The 26097-nt window shown below is 69.3% G+C and carries 31 protein-coding genes; 19 read left to right on the plus strand and 12 right to left on the minus strand.

Going from position 1 to position 26097, the window contains the following annotated elements; translation table 11 throughout:
• Nucleotides 1–72: 72 nt before the first annotated feature.
• A complete protein-coding gene (locus tag GRS48_RS02975) occupies nt 73–543 on the plus strand; it encodes a DUF5812 family protein (RefSeq protein ID WP_159483428.1) in 471 nt (156 codons plus the stop codon).
• A gap of 48 nt (nt 544–591) precedes the next feature.
• Here the strand turns inward: GRS48_RS02975 and GRS48_RS02980 are convergent, their stop codons facing one another.
• Nucleotides 592–924, minus strand: coding sequence for a hypothetical protein (locus tag GRS48_RS02980; RefSeq protein WP_159483429.1), 333 nt, complete (start codon nt 922–924; stop codon nt 592–594).
• Nucleotides 925–1082: 158 nt separating this feature from the next.
• On the opposite strand from GRS48_RS02980, the gene secF reads away from it, so the two are divergent.
• Both secF and GRS48_RS02990 read left to right on the plus strand, forming a co-directional pair.
• Nucleotides 1083–1967: a protein translocase subunit SecF gene (secF, locus tag GRS48_RS02985; RefSeq protein WP_159483430.1), complete on the plus strand. Its 885-nt coding sequence runs from the start codon at nt 1083–1085 to the stop codon at nt 1965–1967.
• Nucleotides 1968–3569, plus strand: a complete 1602-nt coding sequence (locus GRS48_RS02990) for a preprotein translocase subunit SecD (RefSeq protein WP_159483431.1) — start codon at nt 1968–1970, stop codon at nt 3567–3569.
• 28 nt (nt 3570–3597) lie between these two features.
• Here the strand turns inward: GRS48_RS02990 and rnhB are convergent, their stop codons facing one another.
• Complete coding sequence (rnhB, locus tag GRS48_RS02995) at nt 3598–4269, minus strand: ribonuclease HII (protein WP_321168258.1); 672 nt, start codon at nt 4267–4269, stop codon at nt 3598–3600.
• A gap of 197 nt (nt 4270–4466) precedes the next feature.
• Between rnhB and GRS48_RS03000 the strand changes: the two genes are divergently transcribed.
• The 3 genes from GRS48_RS03000 to GRS48_RS03010 all read left to right on the plus strand — a co-directional run bounded on the left by GRS48_RS03000 (nt 4467) and on the right by GRS48_RS03010 (nt 7480).
• On the plus strand, nt 4467–4949 hold the full coding sequence (locus tag GRS48_RS03000; protein WP_159483432.1) for a hypothetical protein: 483 nt from the start codon (nt 4467–4469) through the stop codon (nt 4947–4949).
• A gap of 130 nt (nt 4950–5079) precedes the next feature.
• Entirely contained in the window at nt 5080–6588 is a 1509-nt protein-coding gene (locus tag GRS48_RS03005) for an RtcB family protein (RefSeq protein ID WP_159483433.1), read from the plus strand.
• A gap of 187 nt (nt 6589–6775) precedes the next feature.
• Nucleotides 6776–7480: a hypothetical protein gene (locus GRS48_RS03010; protein ID WP_321168273.1), complete on the plus strand. Its 705-nt coding sequence runs from the start codon at nt 6776–6778 to the stop codon at nt 7478–7480.
• A 59-nt stretch (nt 7481–7539) separates the two neighbouring features.
• On the opposite strand, the gene GRS48_RS03015 is transcribed toward GRS48_RS03010, so the two are convergent.
• The 3 genes from GRS48_RS03015 to GRS48_RS03025 form a co-directional block, all read right to left on the minus strand.
• Nucleotides 7540–7851 (minus strand): MTH1187 family thiamine-binding protein, encoded by a 312-nt coding sequence (locus tag GRS48_RS03015; RefSeq protein WP_159483434.1) that lies wholly within the window; start codon nt 7849–7851, stop codon nt 7540–7542.
• Between the two features lie 79 nt (nt 7852–7930).
• Nucleotides 7931–8866, minus strand: coding sequence for an alpha/beta fold hydrolase (locus tag GRS48_RS03020; RefSeq protein ID WP_321168259.1), 936 nt, complete (start codon nt 8864–8866; stop codon nt 7931–7933).
• Nucleotides 8863–9309 (minus strand): hypothetical protein, encoded by a 447-nt coding sequence (locus tag GRS48_RS03025; protein ID WP_159483435.1) that lies wholly within the window; start codon nt 9307–9309, stop codon nt 8863–8865. The genes GRS48_RS03020 and GRS48_RS03025 overlap by 4 nt, the downstream gene beginning before the upstream one ends.
• Before the next feature lie 405 nt (nt 9310–9714).
• Between GRS48_RS03025 and yqeC the strand changes: the two genes are divergently transcribed.
• Nucleotides 9715–10527: a selenium cofactor biosynthesis protein YqeC gene (gene yqeC, locus GRS48_RS03030; protein WP_159483436.1), complete on the plus strand. Its 813-nt coding sequence runs from the start codon at nt 9715–9717 to the stop codon at nt 10525–10527.
• 58 nt (nt 10528–10585) lie between these two features.
• A complete protein-coding gene (locus tag GRS48_RS03035) occupies nt 10586–10957 on the plus strand; it encodes a 30S ribosomal protein S8e (RefSeq protein WP_159483437.1) in 372 nt (123 codons plus the stop codon).
• A gap of 46 nt (nt 10958–11003) precedes the next feature.
• On the opposite strand, the gene GRS48_RS03040 is transcribed toward GRS48_RS03035, so the two are convergent.
• The gene (locus GRS48_RS03040; RefSeq protein ID WP_321168260.1) at nt 11004–11507 is read right to left on the minus strand and encodes an archease; all 504 of its coding nucleotides are present in this window, start codon (nt 11505–11507) and stop codon (nt 11004–11006) included.
• Between the two features lie 149 nt (nt 11508–11656).
• Between GRS48_RS03040 and GRS48_RS03045 the strand changes: the two genes are divergently transcribed.
• Both GRS48_RS03045 and hmgA read left to right on the plus strand, forming a co-directional pair.
• Nucleotides 11657–12130 carry an N-acetyltransferase gene (locus tag GRS48_RS03045; RefSeq protein WP_321168261.1) on the plus strand — a complete coding sequence of 158 codons (474 nt, stop codon included), beginning with the start codon at nt 11657–11659 and terminating at the stop codon, nt 12128–12130.
• Between the two features lie 156 nt (nt 12131–12286).
• The gene (gene hmgA / locus GRS48_RS03050; protein ID WP_159483440.1) at nt 12287–13507 is read left to right on the plus strand and encodes a hydroxymethylglutaryl-CoA reductase (NADPH); all 1221 of its coding nucleotides are present in this window, start codon (nt 12287–12289) and stop codon (nt 13505–13507) included.
• Nucleotides 13508–13556: 49 nt separating this feature from the next.
• Here the strand turns inward: hmgA and GRS48_RS03055 are convergent, their stop codons facing one another.
• From GRS48_RS03055 to GRS48_RS03070, 4 genes are all read right to left on the minus strand, one after another.
• A complete protein-coding gene (locus tag GRS48_RS03055; RefSeq protein WP_159483441.1) occupies nt 13557–13910 on the minus strand; it encodes a hypothetical protein in 354 nt (117 codons plus the stop codon).
• Between the two features lie 115 nt (nt 13911–14025).
• Complete coding sequence (locus tag GRS48_RS03060; protein WP_159483442.1) at nt 14026–14322, minus strand: DUF2250 domain-containing protein; 297 nt, start codon at nt 14320–14322, stop codon at nt 14026–14028.
• Nucleotides 14323–14388: 66 nt separating this feature from the next.
• Nucleotides 14389–15777, minus strand: coding sequence for a 7,8-didemethyl-8-hydroxy-5-deazariboflavin synthase subunit CofH (gene cofH / locus GRS48_RS03065; RefSeq protein WP_159483443.1), 1389 nt, complete (start codon nt 15775–15777; stop codon nt 14389–14391).
• A 136-nt stretch (nt 15778–15913) separates the two neighbouring features.
• Nucleotides 15914–16297 (minus strand): hypothetical protein, encoded by a 384-nt coding sequence (locus GRS48_RS03070; RefSeq protein ID WP_159483444.1) that lies wholly within the window; start codon nt 16295–16297, stop codon nt 15914–15916.
• Nucleotides 16298–16477: 180 nt separating this feature from the next.
• On the opposite strand from GRS48_RS03070, the gene GRS48_RS03075 reads away from it, so the two are divergent.
• The 3 genes from GRS48_RS03075 (at nt 16478) to GRS48_RS03085 (ending at nt 18187) form a co-directional block, all read left to right on the plus strand.
• Nucleotides 16478–16744 carry a hypothetical protein gene (locus GRS48_RS03075; RefSeq protein WP_235027973.1) on the plus strand — a complete coding sequence of 89 codons (267 nt, stop codon included), beginning with the start codon at nt 16478–16480 and terminating at the stop codon, nt 16742–16744.
• The gene (locus GRS48_RS03080; RefSeq protein WP_159483445.1) at nt 16741–17583 is read left to right on the plus strand and encodes a 3-keto-5-aminohexanoate cleavage protein; all 843 of its coding nucleotides are present in this window, start codon (nt 16741–16743) and stop codon (nt 17581–17583) included. The genes GRS48_RS03075 and GRS48_RS03080 overlap by 4 nt, the downstream gene beginning before the upstream one ends.
• A 196-nt stretch (nt 17584–17779) precedes the next feature.
• Nucleotides 17780–18187 (plus strand): hypothetical protein, encoded by a 408-nt coding sequence (locus tag GRS48_RS03085; RefSeq protein ID WP_159483446.1) that lies wholly within the window; start codon nt 17780–17782, stop codon nt 18185–18187.
• A 25-nt stretch (nt 18188–18212) separates the two neighbouring features.
• Here the strand turns inward: GRS48_RS03085 and GRS48_RS03090 are convergent, their stop codons facing one another.
• Entirely contained in the window at nt 18213–20057 is a 1845-nt protein-coding gene (locus tag GRS48_RS03090; RefSeq protein WP_159483447.1) for an acetyl-CoA carboxylase biotin carboxylase subunit, read from the minus strand.
• A 150-nt stretch (nt 20058–20207) separates the two neighbouring features.
• On the opposite strand from GRS48_RS03090, the gene GRS48_RS03095 reads away from it, so the two are divergent.
• The 4 genes from GRS48_RS03095 to GRS48_RS03110 all read left to right on the plus strand — a co-directional run bounded on the left by GRS48_RS03095 (nt 20208) and on the right by GRS48_RS03110 (nt 23596).
• A complete protein-coding gene (locus GRS48_RS03095; RefSeq protein ID WP_159483448.1) occupies nt 20208–20555 on the plus strand; it encodes a hypothetical protein in 348 nt (115 codons plus the stop codon).
• A 95-nt stretch (nt 20556–20650) separates the two neighbouring features.
• Nucleotides 20651–20932 carry a HalOD1 output domain-containing protein gene (locus tag GRS48_RS03100; protein ID WP_159483449.1) on the plus strand — a complete coding sequence of 94 codons (282 nt, stop codon included), beginning with the start codon at nt 20651–20653 and terminating at the stop codon, nt 20930–20932.
• 75 nt (nt 20933–21007) lie between these two features.
• Entirely contained in the window at nt 21008–22132 is a 1125-nt protein-coding gene (locus GRS48_RS03105; RefSeq protein WP_159483450.1) for a tRNA (guanine(26)-N(2))-dimethyltransferase, read from the plus strand.
• Between the two features lie 132 nt (nt 22133–22264).
• Nucleotides 22265–23596 carry a YhjD/YihY/BrkB family envelope integrity protein gene (locus GRS48_RS03110; RefSeq protein ID WP_321168262.1) on the plus strand — a complete coding sequence of 444 codons (1332 nt, stop codon included), beginning with the start codon at nt 22265–22267 and terminating at the stop codon, nt 23594–23596.
• Nucleotides 23597–23718: 122 nt separating this feature from the next.
• Here the strand turns inward: GRS48_RS03110 and glnA are convergent, their stop codons facing one another.
• Nucleotides 23719–25086: a type I glutamate--ammonia ligase gene (gene glnA / locus GRS48_RS03115; RefSeq protein ID WP_159483452.1), complete on the minus strand. Its 1368-nt coding sequence runs from the start codon at nt 25084–25086 to the stop codon at nt 23719–23721.
• A 126-nt stretch (nt 25087–25212) separates the two neighbouring features.
• Here glnA and lrp point away from each other — a divergent pair, with 126 nt between their 5' ends.
• Both lrp and GRS48_RS03125 read left to right on the plus strand, forming a co-directional pair.
• On the plus strand, nt 25213–25671 hold the full coding sequence (gene lrp / locus GRS48_RS03120; protein WP_159483453.1) for an HTH-type transcriptional regulator Lrp: 459 nt from the start codon (nt 25213–25215) through the stop codon (nt 25669–25671).
• A gap of 154 nt (nt 25672–25825) precedes the next feature.
• Nucleotides 25826–26020 carry a 30S ribosomal protein S17e gene (locus GRS48_RS03125; RefSeq protein WP_159483454.1) on the plus strand — a complete coding sequence of 65 codons (195 nt, stop codon included), beginning with the start codon at nt 25826–25828 and terminating at the stop codon, nt 26018–26020.
• The last annotated feature ends 77 nt before the right edge of the window (nt 26021–26097 follow it).

The following is a 26097-nucleotide window of genomic DNA, read 5'->3' on the forward strand; positions in this document are numbered from 1 at the left end:
CCGGACTCCCCCTTCGTCCGCCCCCGGGCCGCGCTCGAAACCCCGAAAAGGCTCCGTCGCGTAGCGCCGCCGATGACCGACGAGAAGGAGGGCACGTTCCTCGTCACCCACGTTGAGCCGGAGTCGGCCGTCCTGAAGGACGTTCACGACGGCCAGGTCCACACGCTGAGTTCGAACCCCGGGCTGGCGGTCGACGACGCCGTCGAGGCGACGGTCGCGCCCGACCCGCCGATGGAGGTCACGTATCAAGTGATCGAGGTCGCGGAGCGCCGCGGGCTCTCGATCGAGCGGAGCGAGGAGCCGCCGACGGCACACGAACGCGAAATCGCGGCCGACCAACCGGTCGGCGAGCTGACGCGCGAGCCGCGGGCGGGGATCGGGGAGATACACGTGTTGACTCCGGCGGAGGGAACGGCCGAGCAGGCGGCGACGGACGTGATCGAGGACCGCGAGGGAACGCTCTCGCGTGCCGCGCGGTTCGGCGTGAACCGCGTCGAGGTCCGCGCGGAGCCGGGCGTGGTGAGCGTTCGGTACCTGCCGTAGCCGGGTCGGCTCGCCCATCTCGTCGGCCCGTCTGCCTCGTTCGCCCGCCTACCTCGTCGGCCCGTCCGCGCTCTGGACCAGCCAGCCGCCGTCGACGTCGCCGGGGCGGGTCTCGTAGACGACCTCGGTCGCCTCGTCGACGGTCGCCTCGGCGACCGGCTCGCCGTCGACCTCGATCCGCTCCACCCGGAACGGGACGTCGAGGCTGTCGCCACAACAGCCGACGTCGACGAACTCCTCGCGGCGGTCCCCGACCGCGACCGTGCCGAGGACGCGCTTGAAGTACCCGCGGTACCGCTCCGTCCCGATCTGTTCGCGCCCCCAGCCGCCGAGTCCCTCGGGATACGAGAGCACGACGCGGGAGGCAATCGGTCGATTCATGGCGACCACTACGGCGTCGTGGCGGAAACGGGTTTCGCCGGTCCGGAACGCCCACGACCGATCGGCGGCCCCCACGACCTATCGGCGGTTCGCGCGGGCGTTTCCTCCGAGTTAGAGAGATAAGAAGGCTTATTCGGGCTCACGGACGAAACCGTTTCATGGTAGCGATCGAGGTACCGGAAGTCGACTACACCGAGTACACGAACCGACAGCTCGTGCTCGTCCCGCTTGCGGTGCTCGCGCTGGCGCTCGTGATCATCGGCGGCTGGTACCTCGCGACGGGTGCCCCCGCGAACCTCGGGTTGGAGTTCACCGGCGGCGTCGAGCTCCGGATCGCCGACGACGGCGAGGGGAACATGGAGGAACGCATCGAGGCGGCGTTCTCCGAGGAGCCGGACGCGATCCGGTCGATCCCCGCCGACGACGTCTACGTCGTGACGTTCCGCGCCGACGCCGACGACCCTGGCGGGCTCGCGAGCGATCTGGAGGATCAGGCGAGCGCGGCGGGGCTGTCGACTGAGGCGGTCGATCAGGTGTCGCCGAGCTTCGCGGCCGACACCGCCCAGACCGCGATCTTCGGGGTCGCCCTCGCGTTCCTCGGAATGAGCGTGCTCGTCTTCGCGCTGTTCCGGACGTTCGTCCCCTCGGTCGCGGTCGTCGCCTCCGCGTTCTCCGACATCGTCATCCCCATCGCGGCGATGAACCTGATCGGCATCGAGATGACCCTCGGGACGGTCGCGGCGCTGTTGATGATCATCGGATACAGCGTCGACTCCGACATCCTGTTGAACAACTCCGTGCTGCGACGGACCGGGGACTTCTACGAGTCGGTCAGCCGTGCGATGCGGACCGGGGTGACGATGACCGTCACCTCGATGGCCGCGATGATCGTCATGGCGATCGTCGCGACCGTCTTCGGTATCGACCTGCTTCGCGACATCGGGATCATCCTCGCGATCGGGCTGGCAGCCGACCTGATGAACACCTATCTGATGAACGTCACCCTGCTTCGCTGGTACAAGTTCGAGGGGGTGAACCGCTGAATGCTCGACCCGATCAAGAAGAACTGGCGCGTGCTGCTGCTCGTCGTCGTCATCGTCGCGGCGTCGATCGCGCTGTTCGCCCCCCAGTTCGCGCCCGACACCGCCCCCGGCGAGGAGGACGCCGACGCGAGACAGGGGCTGACGAACCTCCAGTACGGGCTCGACTTAGCCGGCGGGACGCGCGTTCGCGCGCCGCTGCTCGGCTACACCGCGACCGGCGTGGAGTTCGACGGCGACAACCCCTCCGAGGTGGCGTCGAACGTCGCCGCCGAACTCGACGGCGTCTCGACCCGGGAGGTCAACGCCGAACGCCTCTCGGAGGACGGCGGCGAGGTCGAGGTGACCGACCCGGACGTCACGGAAGCGCAGTTCCGCGACGCGATGGACGCGTCCGGATACGCGCATAGCGGTGTCCGCGCGGGCGTCACCGAGGAGACGCGCAACGCGGCCGTTCGCGTCATCGAGGGGAAGATCAACGAGGCGGGTCTCTCCGGCGGCAGCGTTCAACAGGTGCAGTCGATCACCGGCGAGTGGTTCGTCCTCGTCGAGGTCCCCGGCGAGGACCGTCAGGACGTGATCGAGCTGTTGGAGGAGCGCGGGACCGTCCAGATCGACATCGCCTACCCCGATTCGGACGCCGAGGACGGCCTCGGCGTCGAGGAGGAGGTGCTCGTCCAACAGGACTTCGAGAACATCGGTACCGCCGGCCGCGACGACCAGGACCAGCCGTACGTCCCCGTCTCGGTCATCAACGAGGCCCCGGAGGGCGAGCGGTCGCCCGCCGAGCGGTTCCAGGACGCGGTCGTCGATCGCGGGGTCGCGACCTCAAGCGGGGGCGCGCGATGTACCTACATGCAGGACCCGGTCGGCGAGAGCAACGAGCCGTGTCTCCTGCTCGTCGTCGACGGCGAGGTCGTCAACGCCTTCGGCATGAACGACGGGCTCGCGGAGAGCATGGTACGCGGGTCGTGGGCCGACACCGGGAACTTCCGGCTGACCACCACCTCCTTCGAGGACGCACAGCAGGTGTCGATCAACCTTCGCGCGGGCGCGCTCCCCGCCGAACTCGACATCGAGGGACAGGGGACGTCCTCGACGATCACGGCCTCACAGGGTGAGGACTTCCGGGTCTACTCGATGATCACCGGCCTGTTCGCGATCTTCGCGGTGGCCGGAATGGTGTTCTTACGCTACCGCGAGCCGAAGGTGGCGCTCCCGATGATCGTCACCGCGCTCGCGGAGGTGTACGCCCTGCTCGGCTTCGCCGCGCTCGTCGGCTACCCGATCGAGCTCGCGGTCATCGCCGGATTCATCGCCGTCGTCGGGACGGGGGTGGACGACCTCGTGATCATCGCCGACGAGGTGATGAGCGAGGGCGACGTGAACTCGCGGAAGGTGTTCGACTCGCGGTTCCGCCGCGCGTTCTGGGTGATCGGTGCCGCGGCCGCGACGACGATCATCGCGATGTCGCCGCTGATGGTGTTGAGCCTCGGCGACCTCTCCGGGTTCGCCATCTTCACCATCCTCGGCGTGCTGATCGGCGTGTTGATCACCAGGCCCGCGTACGGCGACATCCTCCGGCGGCTGCTGACGGTTCGGTGAGCGGCGGGCCGCTCCCCCTGGCCCCTTTTTAAAAGTCGTCGAGCGCCGACTGCTCCGCGGCCGCCAGCACGTCCGTACAGGTCGACCACGACCGTCTGGCACAGTCGGGAACGTCGCCGTGGTCGGCGACGTACGCCCGCAGGAACTCCCGTGTCGTCGGGTCGCTCGGATAGCCGCTCCCGACGCCGCCGTACGCCGGATAGGCAGCGTCGATCGCGGCCACGCTGGCGTCGCGGGCCACCTTCGCGACGACGCTCGCCGCCCCGACGAGCGGGTCGTCCTCGTCGGCCCCGTGTGCCGCCTCGACCGCGACGCCGGGGACGGCGTCCGTCCGATCGAGACTCGTGATACAGTCGTCGAGCCGACGCGCGAACCGCGCCTCGCTCGTGTCGCCGGCGTCGGCGACGACCCGGTCGCCCGCGGCCGCGACCGCCCGGACCGCCCGTGCCTGTCCGCGGACCGTGAGCGTGTTCATGTCCGTGTCGGGTGCGTCGATCTCGTCGGGCTCCACGTACGCCACCGCGACCGCGACGTCGTCGCGATCGCGGAGGGTCGCGGCGATCGCCTCCCGCCGGTCCGGCGCGACGCGTTTCGAGTCGTCGACGTCGGGCGGGAGGTCGTCCGGATCGGCCCGGACGGCCGCGGCGACCATCGGTCCCAGCACGGGCCCCTTTCCGGCCTCGTCGACGCCTACGTACACGCACCGAGCGTCGGGTCGACGGGACAAATAACTTCAGATGTCCGGGGACGTGCCTGTCGTGTCTCGAACCGCTCGTAAGCAGCCGTGGCGTCCCGACCGATCGGAAGCGGCCGTGGCGTCCCGACCGATCGTGAGCCGTCGGAGGTGAACCGGATTCATCCAGAACTGCTAACACGTTACACGACGTTTGAAACCGTATGTCACAACGGAGTGCGCGGTCCTGGCGTGCCGGTGCGGTCGCCGGCGCGACCGCCGGGGCGGTCATGGGCGTCTTGTTACACGGGGTGTTGGGGCTGATGCCGACGATCGGCGCGCTCGTCGGCGTCGAGAGCGTGCTCGTCGGATGGCTCGTTCATCTGTTCAACAGCACGCTGTTCGGCGGGCTGTTCGTCGCGCTGTTCGAGCGGCCGCTGTTCGACGACCTCCGGGCGGACGTCGGCGGCTACCTCTCGCTCGGAGTGATCCACTCGGCGCTGCTCGGGCTGATCACGGGCGGGCTGTTGCTCCCGACGTCGCTGGCGCTCGCCGGGGCGACCGAACTCCCGATCCCGACGCTTCCCCTTCCGGGCGTCACCGCCGATGCCGAGTTCGCGGCCGTGATCGCGATCGCACACGCGGTGTACGGACTGGTTCTCGGGCGGGTGTACGCCGCGCTCGTGCTGCCGACCGACCGGCGCTGACGGCTCCCGGGCAGCTCGTCGAGCGCTGATCTGACCGTCCCCTTTCCCGTTCAGGCGGCTCGCCGCGCCGCCACGCCGTCCGTCCCCGCCGGACGCAACGCCCTTTTGTGGTGGCACCGAACGGTCGTGTATGACTACGCGAGAGTTCGGCGGGATCCGGCTCGAGAAGGTACGCGAGCACGTCTGGGAGATCGCACGCGAGGGGGAGATGAACGTCGACGCGCGGGTCCTCGCCAGCGAGGAGCTGCTGTCCGAGATCGGAGAAGACAAGACGCTCCAACAGCTCCGAAACGCGACGCACCTCCCGGGGATCGTCGAGCCGGCGATCTGTATGCCCGACGGCCACCAGGGATACGGCTTTCCGGTCGGCGGCGTCGGCGCGATCGACACGGAAAACGGCTGTATCTCGCCCGGCGCGGTCGGCTACGACATCAACTGCGGCGTCCGGATGGTCCGAACCGACCTGACGTACGACGACGTCCGCGGGCACGAGGAGGAGCTCGTCGACGCGCTGTTCGAGGCGATCCCGTCGGGGCTCGGCGGGGGCGGGGTGATCGAGGGCGACGCCGACGCCATCGAGGGCGCGCTCGAACGCGGCGTCGAGTGGGCGATCGACGAAGGGTACGGGATCGAGTCCGACCTCGCCCACTGTGAGGACGAGGGGCGACGGGCCGACGCGCGCCCGGAGTACGTCTCACAGAAGGCGAAGGACCGGGGGCGGAACCAGATGGGGTCGCTCGGCTCCGGCAACCACTTCCTCGAGGTCCAACGCGTCACCGACGTGTTCCGCGAGGAGGTCGCCGACGCCTACGGGCTCTCGGCGGGACAGATCGTCGTCCTGATCCACTGTGGAAGCCGCGGGCTCGGCCACCAGACGTGTAACGACTACCTCCGGCGGATCGAGAAGCGCCACGGGGACCTGCTGGCGTCGCTGCCGGACAAGGAGCTCGCGGCCGCGCCGGCGGGGTCCGAGCTCGCCGAGGAGTACTACGGCGCGATGGGCGCGTGTATCAACTTCGCATGGGTGAACCGGCAGCTGATCACCCACCGGACGCGGGCGGTGTTCGGCGACGTCTTCGACGCCGACCCGATCGACGACCTCGGCATGGAGCTGCTGTACGACGTCGCCCACAACATCGCGAAAAAGGAGTCCCACGAGGTCGACGTCGGTCCGGACGGGCTCCCGACCGTCGCCGAGGACGCGGTCGACCGCGAGGAGCGCGAGCTCTACGTCCACCGAAAGGGCGCGACGCGCGCGTTCCCCGCCGGTCACGAGGACGTACCGGAGGCGTACCGGTCGGTCGGCCAGCCCGTGATCATCCCCGGGAGCATGGGAGCGGGGTCGTACGTCCTCCGCGGCGGCGACGAGTCGATGACCGTCTCCTTCGGCTCCACGGCACACGGTGCGGGGCGACTGATGAGCCGGACGCAGGCGAAACAGGAGTTCTGGGGCGGCGACGTCCAGCGCGACCTCGAGGACGGCCAGGCGATCTACGTGAAGGCCCAGTCGGGCGCGACCATCGCCGAGGAGGCCCCGGGAGTGTACAAGGACGTCGACGAGGTCGTCCGCGTCAGCGACGACCTCGGCATCGGCGACAAGGTCGTCCGGACGTTCCCCGTCTGCAACGTTAAGGGGTGAGCCGTCGCCTAGTGTCGACGCCCGATCGGTTCGCGCGGGCCGATCGGCCGTCGGTTCCGTATAAGCGCCTCGAGGGAACCTCCGTCCGCCCAGACCGTTTATAAGCGTCCCGACGACCGCCGCCGCTACGACGCCCCGCGACCCCCGATCCCTTATCAACGATATCGCCGCAACCCGTTCCGTGACGATCCCATCCCTTAGTGACGGACGCGACGGCGCGACGGCCTCCAGACGAACGGTCCTCGGCGGGCTCGCCGCGCTCGTCGGTGCGACGGGTGCAGGGGTCGCGACGCTCGCGACCGCGTCCGATCCCGCGGCCGCCGTCGATGGCGACCCGGCCGCCTTCGAGATCGGCGACGCCCCGACCGTCACCAGCAACGACGGCCGCGTCGAGTCCGTGTTCTTCTCGCCCGAGCTCGACGTCTCGTGGACCGACTTCGGCGACGGGGTCGACGAGGTGACGCTCGTGCTCGCGGTCGGGAGCGACCGGGGCGTCGACCGGATCTACGAGGAGACGTTGACCGCGGTCGAGCCGGCTGCGACCCCGGGAGACGTGACCGCCGTCGCTTCCGGAGACCACGGCGACGCGGACGGGCACGCGGAGGACGGATCGGAACCCGACTTCGACGCCGTCCACGGCGGGATGACGGTCGCGTTCGACCGCGTGGACGCGACCGCACGGGGCGACGCCGTGACGAGCGGGGCGCTGAGCGACGCCGACCTCGTCGGGGGCGAGACCGCGACGACGACGCTGGACGTCGTCTACCGTGCGGACGTCGTCGGCGGGGACGACGCGGCGAGCGTCGTTCGGACGGCGGCGATCGATCTCTCGGTCACCAACCCGGCGGGCGACGCGGCCGCCGGCGGGGTCGTCGACGTGGACGCCTCCTGATCGGCCCCTGACGGGTGGATCGACGGTCGGCTTCGAGACGACCGTCGCCCGCGGGCCGGTCACCGGTCGCGTCTGGCCTCGCGACCGAGGTGCTCCTCGACGGCGGACACCTTCTCGCTCGCCGGCGCGTCCACCGTCCGTTTGTCGTCGATCTTGAGGACCGTGGAGACCCGGTCGGCGTCGACGGCCGCGTGGGCGGCCCCGACCGCGGCGAGGAGGGTGTCGACGTCGTCCGCCTCGATCACGGTCCCCATCGGGTTCGTCTCATAGCTCACGTCGAAGTCGTCGAGCGCGGCCACCGCCTTCGCGACCTCCGCGGACATGCTCCCCTCGATCACCGGTGCAACGCTCAACAGGGCGACGACGGTCATGCCCACACGTACCGTCCTCAGGGACATAAAGGGCGGTCGCGGGCGACGGCTCGTCCGGTATCGGCGGGCGTCGGTGTCGCTACCGGTCGAGGGCGTCCCGTAGGAAGGAGAGCTGATGGCCGATCGCGGGCTCGAAGTCCTCGCCGAACGGCGAGAAGTGATCAGCGGGCATCGATACCACGGTCCCGCTGGACAGCTCCCCCGCGGCGTCGACGACCGCCTCGGCCGGCACGATCGGGTCATCGGTCCCCGCCAGCAACAGCGTCGGCGCACGGATCTCGGCGAGGCGGCCGACGGGCCGGTAGTTCACGATCCCCAGCAGCGACCGCGCGGGCGTCTCGTTTCGCCACGTCGACTCGCGATCGACCAGGTCGAGGTACCCCCGCTGGGTTCCGGGCTCGGTGATCGCCGCGAGCTCCTCGCTCCCGCCGACGATCGGGACCGTCCGTCCACGCCCGAGACGATGGCCGAGCAGGTCGCGCATCCCGGCTGCGCCCGCTCGAGCGACGTACCGAGCCCCGCGAGCCGACACGATCGACCGCGCGTCGAGGACGGGCGTCACCGCGATCACGGCGTCGACGTCCCGTCGCTCGGCGGCGAGCGTGAGGGCGTGTGCGGCCGACAGCGACGCGCCCCACAGGATCAGGTCGTTGCCGACGGCGTCGACCCGATCGAGACGGTCGATCGCGGCGGCGTAATCCGCCCGCTGGCCGGCGGGGTCGACGAGCTGTTCGTCGCCGTCGGAGCCGCCGAACCCGCGGTAGTCGAACAGCAGGGCCGCGTATCCCGCGTCGGCGAGCCGCTCGGCGATCGCCGGGTAGCCGAAGGTCCGCTCCGCGCCGAGCCCGGGCCCCATCACGACGACCGGCGGGTCGTCGTCGCCGCCCGGGAGGTACAGCCTCCCGCGACAGGTGTCCCCGTCGCTTTCGAACGCGATCGACCGGGTTGCGAACCGCTCGCGCGGAGGACGATCGAGGCGTCGCTGCGCGCGGTTCACCGGCGTTCGCCGCGTCACGCGTCGGACACCTCCCGATCGTCGCTCGGGCCGTCGTCCGGGCCATCCTCGTTCGGGCCGCCCTCCGGACCATCGTCGTTTGTGTCGTCCTCCGCATCGACGTGTGACACCGTGTGTAGCACCCGCGTCGAGAACGCCGTCTCCGTCAGGTCGTCGTCGATCAGCGCCTCGAACCAGTCGCCCTCGGCGGTCCACGTTCCGAGGGGATCGCCGGGCGATCGGACGACGGTCGCCTCGACGCGAACGGGGTCCCACGCGCCGGCGTCCGCCCGGTCGAGGAGCGCGTTGAGGGCCCGCCCGATCTCACGGCGATGCACCTCCCGCCCGGGAAACGCCGTCATGTACGTCAGCTCCAGCGGCTCGCCGCCGTCGAGCGACTCGACGCTGATGCCGTAGCTCCGGAGCGTCGGCTCCACCCCTGCCGCGGACTCGTCGCCGGTCATACGGATCGGTTGACGGCGTGGGATAAATCGGTACCGGCGTGTCCGCGCGTCCAACGACGCCGCTGCCGGTCGATGGGCGCCGTTCACAAAAGCCGCGGGCGGGGCCGTCATGGAAGACGGTTGAATCGGTTCTGTCAGAGGCACACGATCGTCCCGCGCGGCCGGATAACCCTCCGGCGTGTACGCACATAAACGCTCGGTGAACTGAATTTCGGTCGTCCGAGTTACAGGACGCCCCGGACCCGTCGTCGACGCTGCCGATGCCGTCGACGCTGCCGATGCCGTCGACGCTGCCGACGCCGTCGACGCCACGATCACACCCGGGATGCCGCCGAAATCGTCTCCCCCACGCGGCCCTCTCGCTCGCGCGGAACGGTTTTTACGCCGCCGGGAACAACCCGCACCATGGAACTCGTCGAGGCGCTCCGGGCCGAGGGGGCCGCGCTCGCGGTCGTCGGCGCGGGCGGGAAGAAGACCACGATGTACGCGCTCGCGGGGAGGGTTCCCCGGGCGGTCGTGACCGCGACCGTCAGGATCCCGATCTTCGACGCGGAGGTGGCCACGCTCCGCGTGACCGACGACCCGACCGCGGCCGTTCGGGGAGCGAACCGCGGCGCGTTCCCCCTCGGGCTGGTGCCGGAACGCGACCGCGAGGACCGCTACCGCGGCTACGAACCCGAAACCGTCGATCGGTTGATACGGGCCCACGACGGAGCGGTACTGATAAAAGCGGACGGCGCACGGGTCCGCGATTTCAAGGCCCCGAACGCGTCGGAGCCGCGGATCCCGGACGCGGTCGACGTGGTGGTGCCCATCGTCTCCGCCGGGGTCGTCGGCGAGCCGCTGACCGACGAACTCGTTCACCGTCCGGAGCGCGTCGTTCGGGTGGCCCGCGCCGCGGGCGTCGACGCCGCGCTCGGGGAGCCGATCACGCCGGCGCTTATCGGCGCAGTGCTCGCGAGCCCCGACGGCGGGTGCAAGGGCGTTCCGGAGGGAGCGACGGTGATCCCCCTCATCAACAAGGTCGACGACCCCGAGCGCGAGGCGGACGGGCGAGCGATCGCCGACGCGATCCGGTCACGGCTTCGCGACCCGCGTGCCGTCGACGACGGGCCGGCCGCGGACGTCGACGACGGGTCGGACGCGGACGTCGACGTTCCACACGTCGTTCTCGGGCGGCTGATGGACGGGGCCGTGGTCGCGACGGTGCCGGTGTAGGGGGCGTCCGTCGGCCGGAGTCGAACGCTTCAAGTATTCGCTGGCTGTTCGTATCCGTATGAAAGACCAGGGTGGCTCCACGCGCAAGCGCACCGGCGGTCGACTGAAGCACGCATCGAAGAAGAGCCGACACCAGCTCGGCCGCGAACCCGCCGAGACGACGGTCGGCGAGACTCGTGTCCAGTACATTGACTCCCGCGGCAACGAGTCGAAGGTCCGCGCGCTCTCGACGAACGTCGCGCAGGTCGCCGACGGCGACAGCGTCGTCGAGGCGGAGATCGAGGACGTCGTCGAGAACCCCTCGAACGTCAACTACGTGCGACGGAACATCATCACGAAGGGGGCCGTCATCGAGACGTCCGCGGGCCGCGCGCGCGTCACCTCCCGTCCCGGCCAGACCGGCGGCGTCAACGCCGTCCTCATCGAGTAACGTCGCCGAAGACGTTTCACGCCGTTCCCGCCCGCCGAGCCGCGGCTCAGACGTCGAAGACGACGTAGGCGTACCAGCCGCCGTCACGCTCCTCGAGGGCCATCTCCGAGTACGTGACCGCCTTGATCTCCCGTGCGGCGACGTCCGAAAGGGGAACGCCCCGGGCACTCCCCGTCACCCTCCACCCGTCGGGGTCGGCGACGGCTCCGTCATCGTTTCCGGTCGCACCCGCACCGTCTCCGGTCGCTCCGTCATCGTTTCCGGCCGCTCCCGTACCGTCTCCGGTCGGCTCGTGGACGGTACACCGGTGCTCGGCGGGGAGCACCGAGCGGACGTCACGCTCGTAGACGAGCTGGTCGAGGTAATCGAACAGCAGCGCCTCGCGCCCCTCGGCGCTCACCTCGACCGCGAACCGCTCGCCGGTTTCGGGGACCGACTCACAGCTCGCGGCGGTGAACCCCTCGGCGACCGCCTCGAACACGCCCGACAGCGTGGGTGCGGTGGCCTCGACGGCGACGTCGGCCGTGTGATCGCGGAGTTCGTAGCTCACGTCCGGTCGATTCGGGCGCGGCCGGTTTCGGTGTTTCCATCGCGGCGCTCCACCTGCCAGCATCAGCGGGCATGCCGCCGTGGGCGTGGCCGTCGACGCTGACGCGGGGGCGGTGGAGTTATATCCTGTACGGGTGTTATCTCGTTTCAGTGAGTATCAACGTGGAGGCGCGTACGGACCCGCCAGGGGACGCCGCCCACGTCGTCGAGGCGTGGGACCTCAAAGAGCGGATCCGTCGCGAGGAGGGCGTGCTCCAACAGCGCCGCGGCTTCTTTACGGACGCGTACCGACGATCGACGACCCACCTCCTCTACGAGGACGACGCGCTCGTCGCGTTTGCGTCGATACGACGTGACGGGTACGTGCTCTTTCTCGCGGTCGCCCCCGACTGCCGCGGCCGGGGGTACGGGGAGCGACTGATCGCCGACGCCGCCGCGGACCACCGGTCGATCGGGTGTCACGCCCGGACGACGAACGAGCCCGCGCTCGGCTTCTACGACCACCTCGGCTTCGAGGTGATCCGCCGGATCGACGGCTACTACGAGGACGGCGGCGACGCCTACTACCTGAAGCTCGGCGGCCAGACGCTTCGCGACCGGCTCTCCGAGTTCGTCCGCCGGTAACCCGACGGGACGGCGGTACGTTCGACGGGACGAGCGACGGGACAACGGTACGTCCGACGGGACGAGCGACGAGACAGCGGTACGTCCGACGGGACGAGCGACGAGGTGACCGCCGGAACCGACAGCCATTAGCGCCCGCCGCGAGGAGACGGGTCTATGACCGAGTCCACCGCGACGGACCTCGCGGAGCGAGTCCGTGCAGGCGACCTCCGGCTCCACGAACTGGAGGACCACGCCGACGCAGACACGGCCGCGGCAGCCCGCCGTCGACTCGTCGCCGACGAGTCGGGCGCGGACGTCGACGTCCTCGGCGAGTACGCGTTCGACGCCGCCGACGCCGAGGCGAACATCGAGAACATGGTCGGGGCGGTGCAGGTGCCGATGGGCGTCGCCGGCCCCGTCTCGATCGACGGCGGCGCGCTCTCGGGGTCTCGATACCTCCCGATGGCGACCACCGAAGGGGCGCTTATCGCCTCGATCAACCGCGGCTGTTCCGTGTTGAACGACGCCGGCGGGGCGACCGCCCGGGTGACCAAGCGGGGGATGACCCGCGCGCCCGTGTTCCGCGTCGCCGACGTGGCGGAGGCGGAGGCGCTCGTCTCGTGGGTCCGCGACAACGAGGCCGACCTGCGGGCGGCCGCGGAGGCGACGACGAGCCACGGCGAGCTGCTCGACGTGACGCCGTACGTCGTCGGCAACAACGTTTACCTCCGATTCCGGTACGACACGAAGGACGCGATGGGGATGAACATGGCCACCATCGCGACCGGCGAGGCGTGTACGGTGATCGAGGAGTCCACGTCCGCGTCGCTGGTCGCGCTCTCGGGGAACCTCTGTTCGGACAAGAAGCCCGCCGCCGTCAACGCGGTCGAGGGGCGCGGCCGGTCGGTGTCGGCCGACGTCGAGATCCCCCGCGAGGTCGTCGAGGGACGACTCCACACGACGCCGGAAGCGATCGCGGAGATCAACACCCGGAAGAACCTCGTCGGCTCGGCGAAGGCGGGATCGCTCGGCTTCAACGCCCACGTCGCCAACGCGGTCGCGGCGATGTTCCTCGCGACCGGCCAGGACGAGGCGCAGGTCGTCGAGGGGGCGAACGCGATCACCACCGCGGAGACGACCGCCGACGGCGACCTCTACGTCTCCGTCTCGCTGGCGAGCCTCGAGGTCGGCACCGTCGGCGGAGGGACCGGGCTCCCGACCCAGGCGGCCGGGCTCGAGGTGCTCGGCGTCCGCGGCGGCGGCGACCCCGCCGGGGACAACGCGGACGCGCTCGCGGAGGCGATCGCGGTCGGGGCGCTCGCCGGCGAGCTCTCGCTTTTGGCCGCGCTCGGGTCGAGACACCTCTCGTCGGCACACGCCGACCTGGGTCGGTAAGCCGAGACGAAGGCGTCGTCGCAGTGACCTGCGGCCCTGCGGACCGTGCTCACGCGGACGGGCGTCCGCTCCCGTCGCGCCGAAGGGCGTCGCGGAGCAGGAGGGCGGCCCCGCTGCCGGCGAGGGCGACACCCACCCACACGCCGGCGCCGGTCCCGACGGCCGCGGCGACGAGGAGTCCGACGCCGGCGACCGCGTGTCCCGCCGCCTGCTCCGCGTGCCTCGCTCGGCGATACACCGCGGCGACGCCGAACAGGAGGACGCCACACGCGACGAGTAACCCTCGAAGGAGCGGGGCCCCGTTCGGGACGGCTGCGGCTTCCGGTGTCGAGAGCCCGACCGCGAGGAGCCCGACACAGACCGCGCCGACGACGGGGAGGGCCGCCCGGTCACGAACTGCCATTGTCACTGTATAACACGGTAGCTCGGGATAAAAACGTCAGTCAGACGGGCGTCTGGTGCGCGCACGACACACCGCCGTGGGGACGAACGACGCGGCGTGGTGACGGACGGTCCGATCAGCGCCCCGCGGCCCGCCGGTCGTCGAGGGCGTCCCGGCCGGCGGTCGTGATCCGGTAGACGACCTCCCCGCTCACCTCCTCGACGAGACCCGCCTCCGCCATCGTCGTGAGGCGCCGCTCGACGTACGCGACGTGGAGCCCGGTGTTCCCGGCGATCAGCGCGGGGTAGTCCGCGCCGGATTCGACGAGGTACGCCAAGGCGCGCGCGTCGGATCGGGTCACGACGATGCCCGTCACGTCGGCGTTCGCGTCCTCACACGACGGCGCGACGTCTCGGGGGTCCGATGTGGACATCAACCGTGTTAACTACTACTATAGTCAAGAACCTTTCGACGGTTCGGATCGACGTCGCTTCGACCCTCAGTCGTCGACGCGCGCGGGCTCCCGGCCGTCGGGTCCGCGCCCGGCAAGCAACGGCGTCCCGTCGGCCCGGGGTCCGAGGGTCGGGCCGTGTGGCGGGTCGTCCGGGTCGAGGCGGCGACGCGTCCGGTAGTCGGTCGAGCGCTCGACGGGGATCCGGCCGATGGCGGTGATCATCTCGACGTAGTCGTCGAACGAGCGGTACTCGCCGTATACCCCGCCGGCGCGACGGGTGATCTCCTCCGAGAGGATCGTCCCCATGAAGTCGTCCGCGCCGCAGTTGAGCAGCTTGAGCCCGTGAGCGTCGCCCGACTTCACCCACGAGGCCTGCACGTGGTCGACGTTGTCCAAGAAGAGTCGCGCGACCGCGACGATCAGCTCGTCCTCGTCGTGGGAGGCGCCGCCGTCGACCACGCCGTGCCGGTAAAGCGGCGTTCGTTCGTGAACGAACGAGAGCGGAACGAACTCCGTGATCCCGCCCGTCCGGTCCTGGAGGCCGCGGATCACTTGCAGGTGTTCCGCGCGGTGGGCGACCGTCTCGACGTGGCCGTACATCAGCGTCGCGGTCGTATCGAGCCCCGCGGCCATCGCGCCCTCCATCGCGGCCACCCAGTCGTCGGTCCGGATCTTCCCCGGACAGATCACGTCCCGAACTTCGTCGACGAGGACCTCCGCGGCGGTGCCGGGCGCGGAGTCGAGCCCCGCGTCGGCCAGCTCGCGGTACACCGCCTCGTACTCCCAGTCGGTCCCCCGCCGGGCGTGGTACGCCTCCTCCGGCGTCATCGAGTGGAGGTGGACGCCGCCGACGGACATCGCGTCCATCTGTTCGAGGTACGTCCCGGGGTCGGTCGTGTACGCCTCCGGCGGCTTGTAGTTCACCTCGCTCGCGGGGTCGTCGTGGGCGGCGAGGACCTCGTGGTGCTCGTCGTTCAACGCGAACGCCGGGTGGAGCCCGGACACCGAACACACCTCGTACACGCCCATGTCGAGCGCGTCCTCGACGACCGCGCGCGACTCGGCCGGCGTCTTGGTGAACCCCGGGTGGTCGACGTCGCTGCCGGCCTCGAACGCGTGAGCGCTGTCCTTGAAGTTACAGAACAGACAGCCGGTGTTGCAGGCGGTGGTGACGTTGTTGTTCACGTTGGCGACGAACGTCACCTCGTCGCCGACCGCCTCGGCGCGGCGGCGATCCGCCAGCTCCAACACCCGCTCCTTTCGGACCGGGTCGATCCCCGGCGTCCCCGTCCCGGTCGCGAGCAGCTCGGTGGCGTCGTCGACGGTCAGCCGGCGCCCGTCGCGTGCGTTCGCGAGCGCGTTCTCGAACGACTGGTCCGTCGTCGGCTCGTCGAAGCCGAAGTCGTCCGGGTCGAGGTCACGCGCCGTTGTCATCGCCTCTCCCTCCCGTGTCCACCCTTAAAAACTGGCCGGTCACGGCACTCTCGGGACTGTTTCCGCCCCGTCACGCGAGAAGCGAGGGCCGATCAGGTCGCCGGGGGCGACGCGATCGAACCCGTCGGCGTGGGGATCAGGCCGTTCCCGTCGATCGTCCGCCGGCCCACGCCAGCGCGGCCGCGTCGTCGTTGAACGACTCGACCTCGACGCCGGCGACGTCGACGGTCCGCTTGAGGTAGCGCCGCTTCGGGCGCTCGGCGACGACAGCCCATCGAGTCACCCCCCGATCGGCCCCGGTCCGGGCCGCCTCCCGAAGCGCGCCACGCCCCGCGTCCGAACACGACCGCGTCGTCCGAACGACCACGACGGCGGCCTCGACGGCCGCCTCGGTCGTCACGGTCCGCCAGCGGTCCGCCAGCGCCTCGGCGTCCTCGGGAGTGAGGACGGTCCCGTGCGGGAACTCGACGACGAGCACGGACTCATCGAGGCGGATCGACCACTGGCTGTCCCGCTCCATGGGCCGCCATCCCCGCCGTTCACTGATAAACCCGCGTCCCCGAATATCTCGAGCGATACTCGAGCGATACTCGAGCGGTACTCGACGATACTCGTACGGTAGTTGAACGGTACTTGAACGATGCTCCGAGCGCTTCGCCGCCGCCCGCTTCTTTAAGTCGACGGCCGTCGACGGGCCACCATGACCGAGGAGTGTCCACATCTCACGTACCGAACCGAAGGCGACGACCGATCGTTCGACGTCGCCCGCGCGTTCTGTACGGTCACCGACTCGTTCGTCCAGCCGATGCGCGCTGACGTCTGTAACGCCCGGTACGGGCTCGATCCCGAGCGCGACTGCGAGTTCTACGTCGCCCCCGAACGCACGGACGGGGGCACCGTCGACCCCGCCAACGGAGCCGACGACCCGACCGAAACCGACGCCGCCGGCGGCGACGAGGACCGATGACGTACCGCGACTACCTCGACGGCAAGCCGACGATCGTCACCGCGGCGCTGTCCGGCGGCGTCCAGGGGAAAGAGACCCACCCCGACCTGCCCGAGTCCCCCGAGGAGATCGCGGCCGCCGCGGCCGCCTGTGAGGCGGCGGGCGCGAGCGTCGTCCACCTCCACGCGCGCCGCGAGAACGGGGAGCGCGCGTTCTCGACCGAGCGGTTCCAGACGCTCACGGACGCGGTCAGGGAGGCGACCGACGACGTGATCATCCAGCACTCGACGGGCGGGACGGCCGCCCCGGACGACCTCCGACACGAACCGCTCCGAACCGACCCCGCGCCGGAAATGGCGTCGCTCGACATGGGGCCGCTCAACCGATACGAGCGGCTCACCTCCGAGAACACCCGCGCGCTGGTATCCTCGCTGCACGCCGAGATGCTCGATCGGGACATCAAACCGGAGCTGGAGGTGTTCAACGACGGTCACCTCAACGAGACGCTCGCCGTGCTCGAGGAGTTCGAGGAGCCGCCGTACATGAACTTCCTCTTCGGCGGCGGTACCACGTCGCCGCCGTCGCCCCGAAACCTCGCCAATCGCGTCGAGAACCTTCCGGAGGGCGTCGAGTTCACCGTCATTGGGCTTGGCCGGCACCAGTTGCCGATGACGACCCAGTCGATACTGCTCGGCGGTCACGTCCGCGTCGGGCTCGAGGACAACCAGTACTACGAGAAGGGGGAGCGGGCGACGAACGAGCGGCTGGTCGCGCGGGCGGTCCGGATCACCGAGGAGCTCGGCCGCCCGGCGGCGACGCCCGCGGAGACGCGGGAGCTGCTGGGACTGCGCGGGAGATAGGCGTACGCAGGCGATCCAGTACCGTGGGCGATAGAATTGGGGGACGATGTCTACGTTGAAATCTCCATAATTTGATGCAATTTCTCCAGGCGCAGTCAATACATCACAACATCGATTACTCACGTTGAATGGTCGATTCGGAGAGCATATCTACGAATATCGACAGAAGTATGTATTCGTCGAATATGTCGAACGTATGGAACGTGAAGGTCCGGGATTTCTGGCTGACCTTGCCTTCCTTTGGGTTACGATTATCGCCTGTATCGTCGTCGCTGATGCGATCGATCGGCAAATCGGTCGGCCAGGAGGACTGCTCCTCGCGATCGGAGCGGCGGCCGGAGTCGCATTCGTTGGTCTCCTGGCGTATTACCGCGTCTTTCTCGATGAACGACCGATCTTGGGAACCCGTTCCCGATCACGATTTGCGATTCTATGGGTTCAGATAGTCTTCTTTGGGTTCATACTTGGTGCAGTATTTGCCCCACCGGACGCTACTGTCCAGTTCGGGATTGCAGGTATGGTCATGATCGCGGGCCTTCTCGTGGCGTACTGGTACGTCTACCTGAACGGGAGTAGGTCCGAGAAGTCGCCGACGGAGCTATAGGCAGTATATCCGTTCCGTCCGTGGTTCACTCCAGGACGACCAGGACGTCGCCCATGTCGACGCTGTCGCCCTCGGCGACGTGGACGGAGGCGACGACCCCGCCGCGCTCGGCGACGACGTCGTTCTCCATCTTCATCGCCTCCAGCACGCAGACGACGTCGCCGGCCGCGACCTCGTCGCCCTCGGCGACCTCCACGGAGAGGATCGTGCCCTGCATCTCCGCCTCGACGGCCTCGCCGCCCGCGGCGACCGCGACGTCCTCGCCGTCGTCCCCGTCCTCGTCCGCCTTCGGGGACCGTGCCCGACCGCGGCCGCCGGACCCTCCGGACCCGCCCGCCGCGCCGATCGGCGGCGCGCCCCGCTCCTCCAGGTCGACCTCGAAGCGCTTGCCGTTCACCTCGACCGTGAACTGCCGCTCGGTCACCTCGTCGGCGTCGGCGGCGGCGCTCTCGGTCCCCCACCGTTCCTGCGCCTCGGCGACCCGGTCGGAATCGAGCTCCTCGTCGAGGTACTTCGTCGTGTGGAGCCCCGCGAGGAAGCGGTCGTCCTCCAACATGAGCCGGTGGAACGGGACGATGGTGACGACGCCGTCGAGGTCGTACTCCGCGAGCGCGCGGCGGGAGCGGGCGAGACACTCCTCGCGATCGCTCCCCCACACGATGAGCTTCGCGATCATCGAGTCGTAGTCGGTGACGAGCTCGTCGCCAGCCCGAAGCGCGTCGTCGACGCGGACGCCGATCCCGCCGGGCGGGTCGTACGTCTCCAGCCGTCCCTCGTTCGCGGGCTGGAACCCGTTCGCCGCGTTCTCGGCGTTGATCCGGAACTCGATCGCGTGCCCGTCGAGGTCGACGTCGGCCTGCCCGATCGAGAGCCCGTCGCCGGCGGCGACCCGGAGCTGCTGTTTGACGATGTCGATCCCGGTGAGCGCCTCGGTGACGGTGTGTTCGACCTGGATCCGCGTGTTGACCTCGAGGAAGTAGAAGGGGGTGTCGGGGCCGAGCGGTTCCGCCGGGTCGCGGCCCGGATCCTCCTCGACGAGGAACTCGACGGTGCCGGCGTTGGTGTAGTCGGCCGCGGCGACCCCGCGGCGCGCGGCCTCGCCGATCTCCTCGCGGAGCGCGTCGGACAGCGCCGGCGACGGCCCCTCCTCGATCACCTTCTGGTGGCGGCGCTGGAGCGAGCAGTCGCGCTCGCCCAGGTGGACGACGTCCCCGGAGCCGTCCGCGAGCACCTGGACCTCGACGTGGCGGGGGGTCTCGAGGTAGCGCTCGAGGTAGACGGAGTCATTCGAGAAGTACGCCTCGCCCTCGCGCTTGGCGGCCGTGAACCGTTCTTCGGCCTCGTCCGCGTCCTCGACGACCTTCATCCCGCGGCCGCCGCCGCCGCCCTCCGCCTTGATCGCGACCGGGTACCCGTGCTCGTCGCCGAAGGCGGTCACCTCGGCCGCCGACTCGACGGGCTCCGTCGTGCCGGGGACGATCGGGACGTCCGCGTCCCGCATCACGCGGCGGGCGTGGGTCTTTTCGCCGAGCCGAGCCATCGCGTCGCTCGTCGGCCCGACCCACGCGATCCCGTCTTCGGCCTCGACGCGGGCGGCGAAGTCGGCGTTCTCCGCGAGGAAGCCGTAGCCGGGGTGGATCGCGTCCGCGCCGGCGGTTCGGGCGACGTCGAGTATCGCGTCCCCGTCGAGGTAGGAGTCGGCCGCGCGGGCGGGGCCGACGTTGTACGCCTCGTCGGCGTACCGGACGTGTCCGCCGTGTTTGTCCGCGTCGCTGTAGACGGCGACGGTGTCGACGTCGAGCTCCTCGCAGGCGCGCATCACCCGGACCGCGATCTCGCCACGGTTGGCGACCAGGACCTTGTCGAACATTCTTGCCGCAAGCTTCCACCAACGGCTACCTCATTCTGTCGGTCCGGCGTGTCCGAGTCGGTTCGTCCCACCGCCCACCGCTGGGAGGGTTTAAGAAGAGCCCGCTCCCTGCTGGGAGGGTTTAAGAGGGATCGAACCGGACGTTCAGCCATGCTTTCGGCAGGGAACCCGTACGTGTTGCCGTCCGTGCTGGTTGCGGCGGGGGCGTACCTCGCGCTGTCCGTGCTGACCGACCTCTCCGTACTGATCCGCGTCGGCGTGTTGGTCGGTATCGGGATCGCCGCCCCCATGGCGATCAATCGAATCCTCGGCGGGAGCGACGCCGTGAGCGACCCCGCGAGCGATCCGGCCGAGAACGCGGACCGCGACGGTGGTGCCGACGCCGACGGTGAGGTCGGCGGCGATGGTGGGGTCGGCGGCGACGACGGTGGCGGCGTTGACGTCGATGCCGCTCGTGCCGCGGACGTCGACGGCGGGTCGCGAGAGGAGTCGGCGTGAGGGCGCTTCCAACCGGCTCTCGGACCCGCCCGATCGAGGGTCGTGTCGCTCAGGCGTCAAGTCAGTTATAAGCCCACCCGTTGCTACCGAGTGGCATGGAGCGTCGCCCCGAGTCCGTCCGTCGTCGGTACGACCGCTCCGAAACGGTGCCAAGCGTCGCGGTCGTCGACGCGATCGCGGCCCTCGAAGGCCTCGGACAGACCGACGTCCAGGGACAGCTGGGGATCGTTCTCTACGATTACGTCGACACCGACGCGCTCGACACGATCCTCGCGCCCGGCACGTCGATCGAGGTCTCCTTTCCGGTCGACGACTACGCCGTCCGGATCGACGAGGGCACGGTGCGGGTCAGCCGCGTGTCGGGCGACGAGGCCTGATCCGCCGTCGGCGCACGTCCGGGCGATAGCGGGCGGGAACGCGGTCCTTTTAGGCTGGATCGACGAACGAGGCGCATGGATATCGAGGAGGGAGGCCTCACCGTCACCGTCCCGGAGTCCCGCGACGGGGCGAGCGAGGGCACCGGCGGCGGCGTCTTCTTCAACCCGACCCAGGAGCTGAACCGGGACGTCACCGTCGCGGTGTTGCGGGCGTACCGCGAGCGGGAGCCGCGCGCGGCGTCGTACCTCGACGCGATGGCGGCGTCGGGGGTCCGCGGGGTTCGCGCCGCCGCCGAGGGGTACGACGTGACGTGTGCCGACGTCGACGCCGACGCGGTCGCGCTCGCCGAACGGAACCTCGACGCCAACGATCTCCCGGGCGAGACGGTCCACCGCGACGTCAACGCCCTGTTGTACGAGAACGTCTTCGACGTCGTCGACCTCGACCCGTACGGGACGCCGATGCCCTTCGCCGACCCCGCGTTCGCGAACACGCGGAACCTCGTCTGCGTCACCGCCACCGACACCGCGCCGCTCTGTGGAGCCCACTTGAAAAGCGGGATCCGGAAGTACGGCGCGGTGCCGCGAAACACCGACTTCCACCCCGAGATGGGGCTCCGGACCCTGATATCGGCGCTCGTCCGCACCGCCGCGCGCTACGACAAGGCCGCTCGACCGATCGTCTCGCACGTCTCGCGACACTACGCACGGACCTACCTCGAACTCGAGTCGGGCGCGCAGGTCGCCGACGACTGCATCGACGAGCTCGGTTACGTCGACGCCTGTGAGGACTGTCTCTGGCGGGCGGCGACGCACGGGCTCATCGCGGATCCCACCGAGACGTGTCCGGAGTGCGGCGGCGACCGGGTCCTCACCGCCGGCCCGATCTGGTTGGGTCCGGTCGCCGAGCCCGCGTTCGCTCGAGCGGTCCGCGACCACGTCACCGACGACATGGGGGAGGCGAAACGGGCCCGGAAGCTGCTCGACACCGTCGCCGACGAGCTCGACACGCCGACTCACTACGATCAACACCGCGTATATAAAGGATGGAGCGAGCCCGCGATCGGGATGGACGAGTTCATCGGGGCGCTCCGGGCGGCCGGCCACGAGGCGACCCGCGCCCACTACCGCGGGACCGCCGTGAAGACCACCGCGTCGATCCCCGAGATGCGCGAGGCGGTCGGCCTCGACGGGACGTAACGAACCCGATCCCGGTCTATTTCGACCGTTCCCGGTCGTTTCTGGTCGTTTCTGGTCGCTTCCGGTCGCTTCCGGTCGCTTTCCCCCGATCCGACCCGATCCGTTTTGTATCGGTCGACCGAACCGTACGGCGTGACCCGCCACCCGACCTCCGCGATCGAGACGGCCCGGCTCGTCGTCGACGCCGCCTTGGACCAGCGCGTGACCTTCCTCGCGGCCAGCGTCGCCTACTACGCGTTCGTCTCGCTCATCCCCGCCATGCTGTTGCTCGTCGTCGTCGCCAGCAGCGTCTTCGGCGACGCGGTCGCGGCAGGGCTGCTCGCGGGGGCGGGCGGGTTCCTCACGCCCGCCGGCGAGGAGGCGATCGCCGTCGCCATCGCCTCCGCGGAGGGCCGGTCCGGCGCGACCGTCGTCGGACTGGTGGTCCTGCTCTGGTCGACGCTGAAAGTGTTCCGCGGGCTCGACACCGCCTTCCTGCAGGTGTACGGGGTCGAAGAGGAGGTGACGTTCCTCGAACAGCTGGCCGACGCCGCCTCCGTCGTCGTCGCGATCGGCGTCGGCATTACCGCCATGGTGGTGGTCGGGGCCCTCGTCGCCCTCGTCGACACGGTCCCCTTCGTCGGGATGGCGAGCGTTCTGTTCCTGCCGCTCCTGCTCTCGTTCGTCTTCCTCCCGATGTACTACCTGCTGCCGTACCCCGAGGTGAGCGTCCGCGAGGCGCTTCCGGGCACCGTCTTCGCCGCAGTCGGTTGGACCGTCCTCCAGGCGGGGTTCCAGGTGTACGCCGCCGGGGCCGGACAGTACCAGGTGTACGGCGTCATCGGCGGGATCCTGCTGCTCGTGACGTGGCTGTACGTCGCCGCCATCGTGGTCGTGCTCGGGGCCGTGATCAACGTCGTGCTCGCGGGGGGTCGCCGGCCGGGCTTCCCGGACGACCCGCTCTCGGGGCCGCGCTCGACGCTCGACGAGTCACCGACCCGACGTGACGCGGCGGACCGGCAGCTACAACACGGACGCGAACGACGAGTCGATATGAACGGAGAGTCGGACCACGGGGCCGACGAGGGCGACGACGAACGCCCCCGGGGAGCCCCGGACGTCGCCGCCTTGGAGGAAGAGATCGACCGGCTTCGCGCCGAGTTCGACGCGTTCGAGGACGACGTCCAGCGCCGCACCGTCGACAAGCCCGCGCTCGAGTCCGAGCTGAAGTCGTACGTTCGGTCCCGAATGCGCCGCGGTCACGCGCGCGGTTGGGGCCCGTACCTCGTGTTGCTGTACGGGACCGTCCTGACGCTCGGCGCGTTCACGTTCCTCGACGGGATCTACGCCATCGCCGCGATGATCGTGCTCGGGCTGTCGACGCTCGGGCTGTACACCCTCTTTATCATCGTCGGGATCGGGCTCAATCTGCTGGAGACGCCCGGAAAAGCGCTCGACTACGCGCGCGACCGCGGCGGCGACTGAGCCGGCTCGCGCTCGACGAACGCTGTTCGCTTCGACGGTGCGGTTGCTGTTCGCTTCGACGACGTGACCGCCGTTCGCTCGATTCGCCGATAAAAAACGCCGCCGGTGGTCGGTGGCTCCGGTTAGAACGTCTCGAGGTAGCGGTCCTCCTCCCACGCCGACACCTGGGTGAGGTACTCGCTGAACTCCTGGCTCTTCGCCTCGGCGAACTTCTCGGAGACGTGCGGGCCGAGCGCGTCGGAGACGACCTCGTCGGCCTCGAGCGCCTCGACGGCCGCCCCGAGGTTCGGCGGGAGCGTGTCGATGCCGTACTCCTCGCGTTTGGCGTCGTCGAACTCGTAGATGTCCTCGCGGACCGGGTCGCCCGGGTCGGCGTCCGTCTCGATGCCGTGGAGGCCGGCGGCGATGATCGACGCCAGTCCGAGGTAGGGGTTACACGACGGGTCGGGGCTGCGGACCTCGAAGCGCGCGGAGACGCCCGCGGCGTCCGGGACGCGGACGAGCGCCGAGCGGTTCGTGTCGGACCACGCGACGTAGATCGGGGCCTCGTAGCCGGGAACCAGCCGCTTGTAGGAGTTCACGGTGGGGTTCGTAATCGCGGTGAACGCCTGCGCGTGGTTGAGGATGCCGCCCATGAACTGGTAGGCGACCTCGCTCAGGTTGAACTCGTCGCCGTCGTCGGCGAACGCGTTGCCGTCGTCGTCGAACAGCGAGATGTGGCTGTGCATCCCCGAGCCGTTGATCTCGGCGATCGGCTTGGGCATGAACGTCGCGTGCAGGTCGTGCTGGCTCGCGACCGCACGGACGACGGCGCGGAACGTCGCGATGTTGTCGGCGGCGGTGAGCGCGTCGTCGTACTTGAAGTTGATCTCGTGTTGCCCCTCGGCGACCTCGTGGTGGGAGGCCTCGATCTCGAAGCCCATGTCCTCGAGCGTGAAGATGATCTCCTTGCGCACGTCGGACGCGAGGTCCTTGGGGGCCAGATCGAAGTAGCCGCCGTTGTCGTGGGGGATCGTCGTCGCGTTCCCCTCGTCGTCGGTCTCGAAGAGGAAGAACTCCGGCTCCGGGCCGATGGAGACGGAGTACCCCATGTCGTCGGCCCTTGCGAGCACGCGTTTCAGCACCTGGCGCGGGCCGCCCTCGAACGGCTCGCCGTCGGTCGTGACGATGTCACAGATGAGGCGGGCCGCGGCCGATCCGTCCTCCCCGCTGCGCCACGGGAGCACCGCGAACGTGTCCGGGTCGGGGATGAGCCGCATGTCGGACTCCTGAATGCGTACGAACCCCTCGATGGAGGACCCGTCGAAGTAGATCCCCTCGGTGAACGCCTTCTCCGCCTGGTGTGCCGGGACGGAAACGTTCTTTACGACGCCGAGAATGTCGGTAAACTGTAGTCTGAGGAAGTCGACGTTCTGCTCGTCCATCTCGTCGAGAACCGCCTGCTCTTTCGCGCTGAGCCCGCCGTCCGCCTTTGTGTTTTCGTCCGTCATGTTCTGGACGTTTAGTTCGTTATCTCCCAGTATAAAGGCCTTGTCGCTTGGTGCATGAACCGCCGGTCTCCGACGAGTAGTGGACGTTCGTAAAATTCTAAACCCCCCATGACGTGTGTTGGTGTAATGACGTACGAAAACCTCGACGCCAAACTCGTGAACTCGTTACTCGGCAACGGTCGCGCGAGCCTCCGAAGCCTCGGCGAGGAGCTGGACGTCTCCGTGACGACGGTCTCCAACCACCTGCGCGACCTGGAGGACGAGGACGTGGTTCGGGGATACACACCCATCGTCGATTACGACAAGCTCGGCTACGACGTGACGGCGATCCTGCAGCTGAAAGTCGAAGGGAGCGCGCTCCCGGACGTGACCGAGAAGCTCCGACAGGAGAAACAGATGGTGAGCGTCTACGAAGTCACCGGCGACTACGACGTCATCGCGATCGGGAAGTTCACCGACACCGACGGCATGAACGACCAGATCAAGGCGTTGCTCACCGACGAGGACATCCGCGAGTCGAACACGAGCGTCGTGTTGAACGCGGTCACCGAGAACGAGCAGTTCGATCTCGACGTTCACGAGTAGCTCGACGTTCAGGAGCGGCCCGGCGGAGCGCGACGACGCCCCGACCCAGGCACAACGAGGCGCGGGCCGAGACACGACGAGGCTCGGACCGAGGCGTGACGGCCGCTCGCGCGGGAACGAACCCTTTTAGTTCGACCCGGCGGTACCGCTCCGTATGGCTATCAAACCGAAGTACATCAAACAGCTCGGGAACGTGCTCCTCGAGCGCTACCCCGACTCCTTCAACACGGAGTTCGAGACGAACAAGGAGAGCGTCACGGCCCTGACGACCGTCGAGTCGAAGGGCGTCCGCAACCGCATCGCCGGCTACATCACCGCCAAGAAGTCGCAGGCTCTGCAGGCCGCGTAAGCCGTTTTCAGTCGACCGCTCTCGCTTCGTTCCCCGCGCGCGTCGTCCCGTGACCTTGGGGTATCGATCCGTCGCCT

Source organism: Halorubrum sp. JWXQ-INN 858, assembly GCF_009806985.1.
Lineage (GTDB): Archaea > Halobacteriota > Halobacteria > Halobacteriales > Haloferacaceae > Halorubrum.